We start from the raw sequence: 13,894 nt of genomic DNA, 5'->3' as shown, positions 1-13,894 counted from the left end.
CAAGGGGATTACACATGGGCATTCAAGGTATAGACCTGTCGTTGATCTGGGGCGTGATCATTGCCTTCGGGGTGATGATGTACGTGATCATGGATGGCTTCGACCTGGGGTTGGGCATTCTTTTTCCGTTGATCCCGGACGAGCAGGAGCGCGACGTGATGATGAACACCGTTGCGCCGGTGTGGGACGGCAACGAGACCTGGCTGATCCTCGGCGGGGCAGCGTTGTACGGTGCGTTTCCACTGGCGTATTCGGTGATCCTGGAGGCGCTGTACCTGCCGCTGATCTTCATGCTGGCGGGGCTGATCTTTCGCGGTGTGGCGTTTGAATTTCGCTTCAAGGCCAGCCCGCAGAAGCGGCACATCTGGGACATGGCGTTCATCGGCGGCTCGTTCCTGGCAACCTTTTGCCAGGGCGTGGTGATCGGCACCTACATTGCCGGCATCCCGGTACTGAATCGCCAGTTTGCCGGAGGCACGCTGGACTGGCTGTCGCCATTCCCGCTGTTCTGCGGCGTGGGGCTTGTAGTGGCCTACGCACTGCTGGGCAGCACCTGGTTGCTGGTCAAGACCGAAGGCATGCTTGAATCGCGGATGCGCCTGTTCAGCCGCTATTTGGCGTTCGCCCTGATGGCAGTGGTGGCCGTGCTGTGCGTGTGGACACCCTGGCTGCATCCAGAAATCGCCACGCGCTGGTTCTCCCATGCGCACATCGTGGTCTTCGGAGGGCTGATGCTACTGGGCGTACTCGCGCTGGTCGGGCTGCTGAAGACGTTGCGTCAACATCACTCCCACTGGCCGTTCGTATTCACCCTGGTGCTGGTCTTCCTGGGTTACATCGGCCTGGCCTTCAGCATCTGGCCGAACATCGTGCCGCCGTCCATCAGCCTGTGGGATGCCGCATCGCCACCTTCCAGTCAGTTGTTCATCCTGATCGGTACCCTGTTCATCTTGCCGATCATCCTGATGTACACCTGCTGGAGTTACTACGTGTTCCGCGGAAAAGTGAGGATTGGCGATGGCTACCATTAAGGCTGAAAAACCGCTGCCTTTTTACAAACAGGTGGCGCAGTTGAGCCTGCTGTTTTTAGGTGGGCTGATCATGTTGGCCGCCACGACGGCCCTGACGATGGAGTTGACCCATGGAACGCTCTGAAGTGTCGCAAAACCAACATAAGCCAGGCCCCTGGTACCAGCGGGTGTTTTGGCTGATCGCTATTTGGTTCGCCAGTGTGGTCGCACTCGGCATCGTAGCCAGTGGTTTTCGCTGGATGATGCACATGGCCGGTATGACCAGCCATTAAGAGGGCATTTCACCCCATAAAAGTCCGGCGCTCAAGGTGGCGCCGGATCAAGGAGAGCAACATGTCGGAACGTATTGATAAAACACATCCCGTTGAATACAAGACAAAAAAAGGAATTGTGGTACAGATTGGCTTCAGTTGGAGTCCGCCGCTCGATATACCTGTCGGGGCTACGCTGACCCTGACAGGGTCAACTTCCCCCGAAGCCTTTGTCGAGGGAGCTCATTGGGAGAGTTATGAGCAGGCGTTTAAAGAGGCGCAAGATGCTGCTGATCGCTGGGTGAGCTTTCTGTCTCGATAACGGGTATTGGGTTGCCAGGGGAGTATCCATGATGCTGGTAAGGCGAATGATCTGATCCGAGTCTGGCCTCAATATCTATTAATAGAGGTTAAAAAATGCAATTCGAATGCCTTTCACTTCTATGGATTCAGGCGCGCAAAAAAGCAGGCCCGCACCTTACTTGACAAGAGTAGCTGGGACTATGTGGTGTGTGAGCAATTCGCACAGCTCTTTGACGACGATTACGAAGGAGGGCGAGGAGGTGAAAATCTTGCGTGACAACATGGCGTTTGGACGGCCTGGTGCAGGTGAGTTTGGGACTCTTTTCATCGGTTACACGCGCTCACCTGAGCCACTCGAACTGATGCTTGAAAATAGGTTCGACGGAAAACCTTCTTTCCTTTTTAGCGTTGCTCGCTCCAAGGCGGGTCAATCGCGTATCTGACCCTCAACGTGCGGGGAGAGCTAAAACGTCTAAAAATCTCGTTCGTCGGCATCGCTGATGACTCATAGAGCGCTTTGATGAGAACCCTACTATCTTGATCGGGTGGCTGCTCCTCAAGAAATGATGCAACCACTCCCTGCAAAGGGTTTATGAATAATCTCACTGCAACGCGGATTTCATACCTGGATTCGGTAGGTACCTTTACAAGGAAGTAGATCCATTTGATTGAGCCCGTGTTATCCACCCTTGGAGACAACTCATCATGGCTACACTCTGCGAAATATGTAATGCGAGACCAGCCGTTGCGCGGGTGACGGTATCGCAAAATGGCCAAGCAAAAACAATGTCCATTTGCGATCACGATTACCGCCAACTCGTCCGTCATCAAAGCATGCTGAATCCGTTTGACTCATTGCTGGGCGGTGGTATGTCCCGTTTCTTTGACAGCGTGGGCGGCCGCTCGGATCAAGGAGATGATGATCTAAGGCTTTCTGCACAGGTGCCCAGAGAGTCCGTAGACGCAACCGACGCCTTCAGCTCCCAGACGATGGAAATCCTCCAGCGCGCTGCAGAGAAGGCCCAGGAACTCAACCGCAGCGAACTCGACACCGAGCACCTGCTGTATGTGTTGGCGGATACCGATGTGGGCACGGCATTGCTCAAGGAGTTGAAGCTCTCTCCCGACGAAATCAAGGGCTACATCGACCAACACGCGCAGCGCGGCAGTGCCGAGTCGCCAGTCGATCAGATGACCGTTTCACCACGTCTGAAGAAAGTCTTCAATTTTGCGTTCCAGGCGTCCCGAGACCTCGGACATTCATACGTAGGCCCGGAGCATTTGTTGATTGGGTTGTCGGCGGTACCGGAGAGTATCGCCGGCACACTGTTAAAAAAATATGGAGTCACCCCCGAAGCCTTGCGGCAGAAAGTGGTCAAGGTCGTGGGCAAAGGCGCCGAGGATGGCCGGGTAGATACCCCGACTGGGACGCCGACGCTCGACAAGTTCGGTCGAGACCTAACGGCGTTGGCCCGTGAGGGCAAGCTTGATCCGGTACTTGGGCGTGCGCAGGAAATCGAAAACACCATTGAGGTGCTCGCCCGCCGTAGGAAGAACAATCCGGTGCTCATTGGAGAACCCGGAGTCGGTAAGACAGCAATTGTAGAAGGCCTCGCACAGCGCATCGTAAAAGGTGATGTTCCTGAGATTCTGCGTGGTCGACGACTGGTTGAGGTGAATCTGAACTCAATGGTGGCGGGCTCCAAATACCGTGGGGAGTTCGAGGAACGGGCCAAGCAACTGCTGGATGAGGTAACTGCGAAAAGCTCGGAGCTGGTTTTGTTTATCGACGAGCTGCACACCATCGTCGGGGCTGGGGCAGAAGAGGGCGGCCTGGACATTGCCAACGTTCTGAAGCCTGCATTGGCTCGAGGCGAGCTCAGCCTTATCGGCGCGACGACGCTCAATGAGTACCAAAAGCACATCGAAAAAGATGCCGCGCTTGAACGACGCTTTCAACCGGTGCTGGTACCAGAGCCTACGGTCGATCAAACCATCATTATCTTGCGTGGCCTGCGCGACAAGCTTGAGGCGCACCATCAGGTCACGTTTGCGGATGAAGCCTTCGTCGCTGCGGCAGAACTATCGGATCGTTACATCACTTCGCGCTTCTTGCCGGACAAGGCGATTGATCTGATCGATCAGGCGGCTGCGCGTGTTCGCATCAGCTCCAGCTCAAGACCCGCGAGCATCCAGGAACTCGAAGCTGAAATCACCCAGTTGAAACGCGAGCAGGATTATTCGACTTCGCGCAAACGCTTTGATGAGGCTAAGGGTTTTGAGGAGCGCATCAACCAGAAACAAGCACAGCTGGAGGAGGAAACCGAGGCTTGGCAGCGCAAGACCGGGTCTGAAACCCTGGAGGTCACGATGGCCTCGATTGCTGATGTTGTTTCGCGCCTTACGGGCATCCCTGTCAGCGAGCTGACGCAAGAAGAGCGGCAAAAGCTGCTCAAGATGGAAGACACTCTGCGTGATCGCCTGGTGGGTCAGGAGGACGCTGTTCTCGCCGTCAGTGACGCCGTACGTCTATCGCGTGCCGGGTTGGGGCAAGCCAATCGGCCGATTGCAACGTTTCTTTTCCTCGGCCCTACCGGGGTCGGTAAAACCGAGTTGGCCAAGGCGCTGGCAGAGACTGTATTTGGCGACGAACAGTCGATTATTCGTATCGATATGTCCGAGTACATGGAGAAGCATGCGGTGGCCCGGCTGATCGGTGCACCACCCGGATACGTCGGTTACGACGAGGGCGGGCAGTTGACCGAGCGCGTACGCCGCAAGCCCTACAGCGTGATTCTGCTCGACGAAATCGAAAAAGCGCATCCCGATGTCAGCAACGTACTGCTGCAGGTGTTCGATGATGGTCGATTGACCGATGGCAAGGGGCGCGTCGTGGATTTCAGCAACACCATCATCATTGCCACCAGCAACCTGGGTTCTTCTGTAATCATGCAGAACCTGGAACGTCCGGAGGATGAGCGTCTCACTGATAAAGCCTTGCGCGATGAGCTGATGGACGTGCTCAAAGGGCATTTCCGTCCCGAGTTCCTGAATCGTATCGACGACATCATCGTGTTCCATGCCTTGAGCCGCGACAATATCCGGGCCATCGTGGGCATCCAGCTCGACCGTGTGACTCGAACCGCCGCAGCGCAGGACATCACGTTGAAAATCAATGACTCGCTTGTTGACCACCTGGCCGATGTTGGCTACCAGCCCGAATTTGGCGCACGCGAATTGAAACGGCAGATTCGCCAAACCGTCGAAACGCGACTTGCCAAAGAGATGCTTGCTGACAAGCTCAAAGCCGGCGACAGCGTTGAGCTGGGTTATGACAAGGGGCGCGATGAAGTGATCTTCAACAAGGTGCAGGTTGATGAACCGAAGGCTTCTGAAAAGACTAGCCCGCCGGCAGATCAGCCAAAGCAACCCGATGATTTAGCTTCTACGGCGGGCACTGGAACTTGACGTAAAACCAATATCGACTGAGGAGCGGGCCTGAGGATGTATTGATCACAGGCCTGCTTCGCTTTTCATCAAGGTATTGCTAGCCGAAAAGTTCAGGTGGTTCACAGACCGCCTTTTAGCTTAGGACATAGTCAACAGGTTGGAGTGGAGGGGGGACATGGGTACGGCCAATGGCACTCAAGATATCTCGTTCAATCGCTCGAACGAGGGCATCAGTGGGGAGATCGTTTTCATCCCGTCCAAAAGGATCCTCCAACTCATCTCCGATGGCATCGAGTCCAAAAAATGTATAGCTGACTATCGCAGTGAAAATTGGCGCAATCCACCCCAAAGGTTCGGCCAGCGCAAAGGGCAGCAGTATGCAAAAGAGATAGATAGTGCGGTGCAGGAGCAATGTGTATGGAAAGGGAAGGGGGGTATTTTTTATACGCTCGCAAATTGCCTGGGCCTCACACAAGCCGGTTAATCGCTGCTCCAGCGTCACATATCGCCATTCACTGATTATGTTTTCTTGAGCCAGGCGTGAACACTCCCTTCCGGTTTCTTGCAAAATGCCATCGCTGATGTTGAAGGTCGGGGTGATCTTGATCAGAAGGCCTGGTACCCAAGGTCGAGCAGCTTTCAGCTCATCTTCATTGCGAAGCCTTGCGTTAAGCGCATGAGCGAACCCACACAATCCCAACAGCATCCTTTCCCTTAACTCAGTGTCCTGAATGACAAAACTCTCGCGGATGAAAGAGCGTACTTCGATGATGATTCTTCCCCATTCCTTGCGTCCCTCCCACCACCGATCGTAACAAGCGGAATTGCGAAAGCTCATGAAGATGGACAGTGACAGGCCTAGCAGAGTGAAAGGTGTGGCGTTGACGCCTGAGAAGAAAGCAGGATGCATGCTTTCAATCAATACGATGATGGAAGCCAGGACGGTGACCATGATGCTTCGCCGAACGATACGTTTAGCGATAGATCCTTTCAACGTAACCAGAACGTTTAGCATGTTTGGTTTGGGATGAACGATCATGGTTGCCCCGCAAGCGAATGAAAGGATTGGAAGTTAACCACCCGTCATGTTCATGAAGCGCAGAATCTGCACGTCGCCATTGGTCTCGAAATGATGGCTGTAGGGCTTCAGCTTCATAGCGTCACGGATGGCTCTGTCGAGCCGTTCGCCATCTGCGGGGTAGCTGCGAAGAATCTGTTTCAGATCGCTTGAGTGTTCGTTACCCAGGCACAGCAGCAGTCGCCCCTCGACCGTTACTCTCACTCGATTACAGCTCCCGCAAAAGTTATGGCTATGGGGTGAAATGAAGCCAATTCTGATATTGGGTGCTTCTGCGATCCGCCAGTAACTGGATGGGCCTTGGGTGGATTCGGCTGACTCGATCAAAGTGAAGACTTCGCTCAGACGCGCTCGAACCTCGTCACTTGAACAGTAGGACTCATTGCGTTGGTGTTCAGTGATGACGCCCAGTGGCATTTCTTCAATGAAGGAAATGTCTAGCTGTCTATCGATGGCAAATCGCACCAGGTCGACCACTTCCGTATCATTACGCCCCTTGAGCACTACACAGTTAAGTTTGGTGTGGCGAAAGTCGGCGGCAAGGGCGGCGTCGATTCCAGCAATCACGCGGCTCAGATCGCCTGTTCTTGTCAGTGATTTGAAAAGCTGGCTATTTAAGCTGTCCAAGCTGATGTTCAGGCGAGATACGCCAGCATCACGCAAGGGCTTCGCCATGTGGGGGAGTTGTGAGCCATTAGTACTCATGCACAGCTCTCTCAAACCTGGTAACGCGGCGATCTGACCACTCAATTTAACAATACCGTTTCGTACCAGTGGCTCTCCGCCCGTCAGTCGAATTTTCTGCACGCCCAAAGCCACGAATTGCTGTGCTATTTGGAATAGTTCTTCCAGCGTCAAAATGCTCTGACGAGGTAGAAATTGCATGTCTTCTGCCATGCAGTAAACACAACGAAAATCACAGCGATCAGTCACCGACATCCTGAGGTACGTGATTTTGCGATTGAAGCTGTCGACTAGCTCATTGTTTGGTATGTCCACTTTTGCCGTACCTTTTCATTGTGATTATCGGTGTCGAGGCGAAAGCATGCTTTGGAGCCAATCTAGGAGAGGAAGGGGTGAAATTTAAGCATAGGCAGGTGTCCGAGAGGCGTCAAACGGCACGGTATTCCAGGTTCGACGGCTCAAGATTCGTTAGCGCTTTTCGACGCTTTCAGCGTCCCTAGCGTCCATTTCGGCATTACGCTCCTCCACTCGTTTACGCTGTTCAACGGTCAACTCAATCCTATGCGCGGTATCTCGCAGAATCAGCAAACCTCCGATGATCGATAAAAACGCAATGGCAATAATCAACCAGGCATACCAAGGCATAACGCTCTCCTGTGTTCGTACGTAGTATTTCTGGTCAAGCGTCCATGATTGGTTGGTGCGCTCTTTCTTTAGTCTAGAACGGTTGCAGATGTGTCTCCTTTTAGTGGTTTTGCAGGGAGCCCAGTCCTGCTGGGGCTACGACGACTGGTCAGCGGCGGTAGCCTAACGCTAGGCTGTGACTCTGCACAGGCGATGACTTGCCTACCGGTTAATCTAAATCCCAAGACACCCCGTACCCAGAGGAAGATGTCGCGTCACAAGCTCTAAGCAGAGGCAGTATGCGGCAGTTTCGCACTTAAGGATCTATGTGGAGTAGGTAACTGCCGCTCCTACTGCAGCGCTGGGTAATGGATGGGGGCAGTCCCAAATGGTATAGCGTTATGTTGGGCTAGCCCCTAAGCGATTTGAAGTGAAAACTAGTTTGAAGCAGTTCAATCTTTCACCGCGTGGTCGGCACGTGTCGCTACAGTCAGGCTTTTGAGCAGCAGATCAGCTGGTAAAGGACTGCCAAGCAAAAATCCTTGTAACGTATTGCAACCTAAACGGGTAAGTAACTCCTGTTGCTCTACTGTCTCCACACCCTCAGCCACAATTTTCAGTCCTAGCGTATGCCCAAGTGCAATAATTGCTGAAACAATCGCTGCGTCATCATTACCTTGAGCCAACTCGGTTATAAATCCGCGGTCGATTTTCAGTTCATCGGCGGGTAATCGTTTCAAATAGAGCAGGCTTGAGTAGCCAGTCCCAAAATCGTCGATGGAAATGCTCAGTCCCAATGCTGATAGTTGCTCTAATATCACCAGGTTAGCCTCAGCATCCCGCATGGCCGTAGATTCTGTAACCTCAAGAATCAGGTGTTGGGGATTAAGCGAATGACGCTCCAGTGCTTCACGCACGACTTTCACTAGACCGGGATACCCCAGCTGAACTGTGGATAAATTTATCGCAATACTCCAGTCCTGATGGCCTTCGTCGTGCCATTCACGTATTTGTCGACAGGCTTCGTCAATTACCCAATTTCCAATGGGAATAATCAAACCGGTTCTTTCCGCAAGTGGTAGAAATCGATCGGGCGGGATTAGGCCGAGTTCAGGACTTCGCCAACGTAACAAAGCTTCGACGCCGATCATCGGACCGTTGGGGGCGAGCATTTTAGGTTGGTAGTACAGCAGGAATTCGTCTTGCTCAAGTGCCTTGCGCATGTCATGTTGAAGTTGCATCTGCTCATGGGCGTTGATGTTCATCGCGCTTTCGAAGAAGCAGTAACCGTTCCGACCCATTTCCTTGGCGTGGTACATCGCAGCATCTGCACTGATCATTAACTCGTGCGCGGTAAGTCCATCATTAGGGAACAATGCAATACCAATGCTCGCTGATATGTGTAGGGTATGATGAGAGATATTATAGGGGGTGCCAATGTTCTCAATCAGCCTTTGTGCCAGCGCCGCTGTATCTTCAGGATCCCCCGGATCAATCAATAGCACGAACTCGTCGCCACCTAAGCGTGCGACGGTATCCTCGCAGCGTTTGGTGTGTAAAATTCGCCGTGAGACTTCTATCAGGAGCAGGTCGCCAACGTGATGTCCGTACACATCATTGATGGTCTTGAAACCATCCAAATCCATGAATAACACTGAGAAATAGCGATTTTCTCGCCCAGCTTTTTGAATAGTTTGTCCTAATCGATCATTCAGCAGGACACGATTGGGTAACTTGGTAAGATTGTCATGCAATGCTAGCTGAATCAGTTCACTGTTGGCATTATCGAGTGAGGTTGCTAACAGATTAGTGCGTACATCCAACATGGAAATTATCAGCGCGATGGCGAATACCGCCAGGCTTACTACGATCACCAGTACTGCTAACCACTTAGTATCGATCCCGTTGTTCGACGCGCCACAGAAACTGCCAGTAGGAAACTGCGCAGCCGCCATCCCGGTGTAATGCATACCGACAATGGCGCAACCCATTAAGAGTGACGCACCTATACGTGCATACGCAGTCCCTTTTGACATTTTACGTAGACGGAAAGCAATCCAAAGGGCGGCCCCCGAAGCAAGAATCGCAATAGCAATAGATAGGAAAAATATCCAGGGTACATAGATCACACTCGGCGTCATCAACATTGCTGCCATCCCGGTGTAATGCATGGCAGCAATGCCGATTCCCATAAGCAAACCACCTAAGCAGAGCCGAGCCCAAGGTAGATCCTCCAGACAGACCAGCCAGAGGGCAAAAGCTGATGAGGCTATGGCAATCAGTAACGACAGCAGTGTAAGTGGTACGTCATACCCTAAGGATATTGGCAGATTAAATGCGAGCATTCCGATAAAATGCATCGACCAGATACCAAACCCCATCGCGAACGATCCGCCGATCAGCCATAAAACTGATGAGCCTCCGGTTGAACTGGATACGCGACTCGCCATGTTGAGAGCCGTGTAAGAGGCAAGAATGGCAACAATCAGAGAAAAAGCGACTAAAACGCTGTTATAACTACTGATAAGCATAAACACCCCTTTCCTGATGAGGCCAACGACTAGGTTGATGCATTCAAACGGATCGAAAACCTTTCACCAATCACCAGTTGAATATACTCAGGTCATGTCAAAATCATCAGACTGAGCTTGGTTAGGTATGCTGAAAGTTAAATTTAAGTCTGCGTTTATTATTGGCGGACCCAAATTCTATTGGGCTATGAATCCGAGGTACGCTTCGATAAGGGACATGAATTAAATTGAGGCGGTACTTTAGAGCCCATTGCACGGTTAATGACGTTGGTGCTGACAAGCTGACCAAGGTTCCAAATTTAACCCTTGCCGCTTTGTGAATTAGCTCAAGGCTGCATCGGCATGTCACTACAATGAAACCGCAACGAGCATCGATTTGCGTATGTTGTACAGCACCTATCAATTTATCCAGAGCGTTATGGCGTCCGATATCTTCTCTACATAAAAGTGCTAGGCCGTTAGCATCGAAGTATAGCGCCGCATGCAGAGCGCCACTGCTTTTACCCACTATCTGCGCTTTCTCTATACGCGCACGTAGGCCTATGAAGTGTGCTGCAGGAGGACGGGTGGTGAGGGGGAGAATATCAAGTTTTGGAAGTCCTTGCTCCAGCGCCTCAACTCCGCATAATCCACAGCCACTAGTGCCCGCCAATTGCCGCCGGTGGTCTTTCAGTGCCCAGAACGCGCGACTTAAGATCTGTACATCTGCCTGACAACCCTGATCAAAATGAGAGAGACGGATATCGTAGATTTCGTTCAGACCTTCAACGAAGTCGTTGCTAACGCTGAAACCTCGGATGAAATCCTCGATGTTGCCAGGGGACACCATCATTACGGCCTGATTCAGACCATTATAAGTGATGGCTAAAGCGATTTCAGATTCTAAGGCCGCGTCTAAGACAAGTGCGGGCGAACCATACTCATGATACCTCACGGTCAGAGGCTTAGGTGCCGGTGCATTTGCATCGTTCTGATCAGAAGGCTCATCGATTCGGTAAGGCATGTCAAAACACTCGATACCCTAGATTCTGATCACGTTATGAACAGCCGAGCATCGCGTCCAATCGCTTGTTTTGATATAGTGATTGTTGTTATCTATCAAGCATCGAAAGTATTCATAAGTCATTAATTTTAAAGAAATTATAGTGCCATTTTTTCAATCTGAACGTTAAAAATTACGCCGCTGGCTGCCAGGCAGCAGCGTATAAATAAAACCAAATTCACCTTCTGTCAGTTCTTTAGTGTGAAAAGCATTCTTGCTTCGGCAAAACACTTCTCGGCGATTACTGAGCGAGGCTCGGTTTTACGCATAACGACGCCCAATGGTACGAGAGCACTTGCATCTGGCAGATCGATGAAAGCTAAGCTCTGAAGAGGGCTTGCCTAGCCCGTGTCTAGTGGCATGCTGGCACAGCAAAAGCCTTCGTGAGCTGCTTGGAACAACTGAAAGGACGAGTCGATTTCGAGCATTGGTTGTAGGTTAAGCTCGCAACTTCGGAAACTCAGGTCGACGAATCTTCGATAGTGCATCCCATTGCTGATCGTCCCCAGTGGCAACTCGGTGGAATCCCCGCCAGCTCATTTCTGTTCCTTCGAAATGGAAGTGGCGATTGTCATACAGCAAGCCTAGGTGAGTCTTTCCTATTTCAAGAACAGTCAAAATAGGCCGGGCTCACATGTTCAATATAACAGATACCAAGATCTAATCGATTATTGCCAACGCCCTCGATGAGGCGGTCTGAACTAATAGATGACAGACTGAACTTGAGCTCGGTAAACGTATTGGAATTAAAACCGCTAAGTGGGGCGTGACGTAGGCGTAAATTACCTACTAACTGGCCACGGCACGCAGCGGCTTCGGCGAACAAGGCATCGTGGGCCGCCAGCAGTGTTCTTACCCGTGCTAATACTCGTTCACCAGCCTTGGTGAAACCATCAAGGCGCTGACCTCAAGTGACAAGTTTCAGACCTAGTTAGTCCTCAAGATTGTACAGGCGCATTGCAGTGTCGGCTGAGTAGTGTGCAACGCGTAGCAGCCTGTCCGAAGTGACGAGTCTATTTCAATGCGATGAGAAACTTGAGCTGTTTGATGTCCAAAATAGCATCTGCTGAGGGATAAAAATAATTTCAGTGTTGACTCAGGTGTTCAGGGCCTACGGAGTGCTTGAAAAGCGTGAGCCGACCCCTCTTAGGGAAATAGTGTGCAATTTTTGATGGGCACAGATAGAGCTTAACTAAGTAGCTCGGGGGTGTTGAAATTACTCAGGCGTGGATCGTCCTCGGCACATCTCAACGCCTTTGGGTAGCGCCTCAAAAGAGCACGTAATAAGCTTCGTTCGCCATCATTCCAGTCTTGCTGTAGCCCCGCCAATAATACCTTGGGGATCATACTAAACATGGGTTGCCATTTTTCGCCCTGCTGCACCATCAGCGGTGAGGCGAATGCAGAGCGGGCTTCAAGCAGGGCCTTGATTAGGGGAGCGTCTATTTTCGGTGCATCGCAGGCGAGAACCAATAGCCAGCCATGATGCGCAGCAGCCAGACCTGCCAGGACACCAGCCAGAGGTCCTGGGAAGTTCTTCTGTGAGTCCTTGACCAATTGATCGGCATAGGTCCGATACGTAATGTCATTACGGTTGCAGGAGATGATCAAATCATCGGTGAAGGGGCGAACGATAGCCTGTACATGCTCGATGAGCGGTTTGCCTTTCCAAGGCAGCAGCCCTTTATCTTGCCCGCCCATACGCGCCCCACGCCCACCAGCAAGTAGTAACACTGAGCAGGGAGCACATGATGCTGCGATGGAGTGCGTAAGTATCATTGTTTAGAGTACGGATAATTAGGTTTGTAGAGGATCTCACTGCCTTTCGTGTCCGTCCAATAGTAAGTCTCGACCAATCAATCAGTTGGCCCTATCAGTGAAAAATCGCTTATGGCTCAGTCATTTTCTGAAAAAATATCTCGATAGATGCGTTCGATGGAATGGTTGGTCAGAACGATTAGACAGCGACTGCTTTAGCGCTTTATTCTGTGGGAATTGTTTTCATTGCCGCCTGGCGGAGAATGAAGTTAGTGTGAAATCGGATGCGTTGTTTACACCGTTAAGTATAGCGGTGCTGACTGTCAGTGATACTCGATAATATCCCAACGATACTTCTGGACAGTTGCTTGTTGGTCGATTGCCGGAGGCGGCTCATATTCTGAGTGAGCGTAACCTGCTCAAAGATGATCTGTACAAAATCCGTGCTCAGGTCGCGACGTGGATCGCTGACGATCAGATTCAGGTTGTGTTGATTACTGGGGGAACTGGCTTAACTCGCCGCGATAGTACGCCTGAAGCATTGAGCTGTTTGCTAGATAAGCAAATCGATGGTTTTGGTGAGTTGTTTAGGGTGATATCCATCCTCAGTATTTGCACTTCTACCGTGCAGAGTCGAGTCGAGCGTTGGCTGGACTAGCAAATGGCACACTGGTCTGCTGTTTGCCCGGCTCGACAGGCGCGTGTAGAACTGCTTGGGAAGGAATCCTGACAGAACAGTTGGACGCGCGTCATAGACCCTCATCTCAAATCTGTGCAACTCTGCAGGGGTCGGGGATGAGTCAGGCACCACTCATGTCAGTGGAAGATGCAACCGCCAAACTGCTGTGACTACACCCGGAAATTGCCATGCGCAGGTTTGCCCATCGGTCTTGCGTTCAGCACCCGGCCGACCATCGTCCCACCGTCCATCAGCTTGTGGGACGATGCATCGTAACCGTCCGGCCAACTCACCTTCCTGACCCCGACGCCAAAGGCGATGGTGTCCACCTAATTTTGATCTGACCCCGAAATGTTGGACGCCTTCTATGCCCGCCGTGCTTGAGTCCTGTATTCCACAGGGCTCAGGCCACTTAGCTTCAGCCTGATTCGCGAATGATTGTAGTAGTGTATGTAGTCCTCTA

12 protein-coding genes and 3 pseudogenes are annotated in these 13,894 nt (G+C 51.8%); 7 read left to right on the top strand and 8 right to left on the bottom strand.

All coding sequences use genetic code 11. The annotated features are described in order from the left end of the window. The first annotated feature begins 14 nt into the window (after positions 1–14). The 6 genes and pseudogenes from cydB to AC19YS_RS28115 all read left to right on the top strand — a co-directional run bounded on the left by cydB (position 15) and on the right by AC19YS_RS28115 (position 5,053). The gene (gene cydB, locus AC19YS_RS28140) at positions 15–1,031 is read left to right on the top strand and encodes a cytochrome d ubiquinol oxidase subunit II (protein WP_200625428.1); all 1,017 of its coding nucleotides are present in this window, start codon (positions 15–17) and stop codon (positions 1,029–1,031) included. Next, positions 1,018–1,155 carry a hypothetical protein gene (locus AC19YS_RS28135; RefSeq protein ID WP_200625427.1) on the top strand — a complete coding sequence of 46 codons (138 nt, stop codon included), beginning with the start codon at positions 1,018–1,020 and terminating at the stop codon, positions 1,153–1,155. The genes cydB and AC19YS_RS28135 overlap by 14 nt, the downstream gene beginning before the upstream one ends. Next, the gene (locus AC19YS_RS28130; protein ID WP_200625426.1) at positions 1,142–1,303 is read left to right on the top strand and encodes a DUF2474 domain-containing protein; all 162 of its coding nucleotides are present in this window, start codon (positions 1,142–1,144) and stop codon (positions 1,301–1,303) included. The genes AC19YS_RS28135 and AC19YS_RS28130 overlap by 14 nt, the downstream gene beginning before the upstream one ends. A gap of 61 nt (positions 1,304–1,364) precedes the next feature. Further along, complete coding sequence (locus AC19YS_RS28125; RefSeq protein ID WP_200625425.1) at positions 1,365–1,604, top strand: hypothetical protein; 240 nt, start codon at positions 1,365–1,367, stop codon at positions 1,602–1,604. A gap of 193 nt (positions 1,605–1,797) precedes the next feature. Next, positions 1,798–1,980: pseudogene (locus AC19YS_RS28120) on the top strand (Dyp-type peroxidase); the annotation flags it as partial. A gap of 310 nt (positions 1,981–2,290) precedes the next feature. Continuing rightward, positions 2,291–5,053 (top strand): ATP-dependent Clp protease ATP-binding subunit, encoded by a 2,763-nt coding sequence (locus AC19YS_RS28115; RefSeq protein ID WP_500603147.1) that lies wholly within the window; start codon positions 2,291–2,293, stop codon positions 5,051–5,053. A gap of 115 nt (positions 5,054–5,168) precedes the next feature. Here AC19YS_RS28115 and AC19YS_RS28110 read toward each other — a convergent pair whose 3' ends face one another. From AC19YS_RS28110 to mobA, 7 genes and pseudogenes are all read right to left on the bottom strand, one after another. Continuing rightward, a complete protein-coding gene (locus tag AC19YS_RS28110; RefSeq protein ID WP_500603146.1) occupies positions 5,169–6,074 on the bottom strand; it encodes a bestrophin family protein in 906 nt (301 codons plus the stop codon). 33 nt (positions 6,075–6,107) lie between these two features. Then, positions 6,108–7,106: a GTP 3',8-cyclase MoaA gene (gene moaA / locus AC19YS_RS28105; RefSeq protein WP_500603212.1), complete on the bottom strand. Its 999-nt coding sequence runs from the start codon at positions 7,104–7,106 to the stop codon at positions 6,108–6,110. A gap of 159 nt (positions 7,107–7,265) precedes the next feature. Then, positions 7,266–7,442: a DUF2897 family protein gene (locus AC19YS_RS28100; RefSeq protein WP_200625422.1), complete on the bottom strand. Its 177-nt coding sequence runs from the start codon at positions 7,440–7,442 to the stop codon at positions 7,266–7,268. 431 nt (positions 7,443–7,873) lie between these two features. Beyond that, on the bottom strand, positions 7,874–9,952 hold the full coding sequence (locus AC19YS_RS28095; RefSeq protein WP_500603145.1) for a putative bifunctional diguanylate cyclase/phosphodiesterase: 2,079 nt from the start codon (positions 9,950–9,952) through the stop codon (positions 7,874–7,876). A gap of 121 nt (positions 9,953–10,073) precedes the next feature. After that, positions 10,074–10,955, bottom strand: a complete 882-nt coding sequence (locus AC19YS_RS28090) for a formate dehydrogenase accessory sulfurtransferase FdhD (RefSeq protein ID WP_500603144.1) — start codon at positions 10,953–10,955, stop codon at positions 10,074–10,076. 227 nt (positions 10,956–11,182) lie between these two features. Beyond that, positions 11,183–12,049, bottom strand: a pseudogene (locus AC19YS_RS28085) (LysR family transcriptional regulator). A gap of 133 nt (positions 12,050–12,182) precedes the next feature. Further along, complete coding sequence (gene mobA / locus AC19YS_RS28080) at positions 12,183–12,773, bottom strand: molybdenum cofactor guanylyltransferase MobA (protein WP_200625419.1); 591 nt, start codon at positions 12,771–12,773, stop codon at positions 12,183–12,185. Between the two features lie 253 nt (positions 12,774–13,026). Between mobA and moaB the strand changes: the two are divergent. Beyond that, positions 13,027–13,551 (top strand): annotated as a pseudogene (gene moaB, locus AC19YS_RS28075) (molybdenum cofactor biosynthesis protein B). Positions 13,552–13,796: 245 nt separating this feature from the next. Here the strand turns inward: moaB and AC19YS_RS28070 are convergent. Then, positions 13,797–13,894 (bottom strand): IS3 family transposase (locus AC19YS_RS28070; protein WP_146186410.1); only part of this gene is annotated, 98 nt, incomplete at its 5' end.

The sequence above is a fragment of the Pseudomonas sp. MF08831 genome (assembly GCF_059862645.1).
Note: the sequence above shows the minus strand (reverse complement) of the source record. Positions and strands in the feature narration are given on the sequence as shown.

Excerpts from the sequence above, each read along its gene's own strand:
- AC19YS_RS28130 (WP_200625426.1), top strand. The coding sequence starts at position 1,142 with ATGGAACGCTCTGAAGTGTCGCAAAACCAACATAAGCCAGGCCCCTGG.
- AC19YS_RS28110 (WP_500603146.1), bottom strand. The coding sequence starts at position 6,074 with ATGATCGTTCATCCCAAACCAAACATGCTAAACGTTCTGGTTACGTTG.
- cydB (WP_200625428.1), top strand. The coding sequence starts at position 15 with ATGGGCATTCAAGGTATAGACCTGTCGTTGATCTGGGGCGTGATCATT.
- AC19YS_RS28135 (WP_200625427.1), top strand. The coding sequence starts at position 1,018 with ATGGCTACCATTAAGGCTGAAAAACCGCTGCCTTTTTACAAACAGGTG.
- AC19YS_RS28100 (WP_200625422.1), bottom strand. The coding sequence starts at position 7,442 with ATGCCTTGGTATGCCTGGTTGATTATTGCCATTGCGTTTTTATCGATC.
- AC19YS_RS28125 (WP_200625425.1), top strand. The coding sequence starts at position 1,365 with ATGTCGGAACGTATTGATAAAACACATCCCGTTGAATACAAGACAAAA.
- AC19YS_RS28090 (WP_500603144.1), bottom strand. The coding sequence starts at position 10,955 with ATGCCTTACCGAATCGATGAGCCTTCTGATCAGAACGATGCAAATGCA.
- AC19YS_RS28095 (WP_500603145.1), bottom strand. The coding sequence starts at position 9,952 with ATGCTTATCAGTAGTTATAACAGCGTTTTAGTCGCTTTTTCTCTGATT.
- AC19YS_RS28115 (WP_500603147.1), top strand. The coding sequence starts at position 2,291 with ATGGCTACACTCTGCGAAATATGTAATGCGAGACCAGCCGTTGCGCGG.
- mobA (WP_200625419.1), bottom strand. The coding sequence starts at position 12,773 with ATGATACTTACGCACTCCATCGCAGCATCATGTGCTCCCTGCTCAGTG.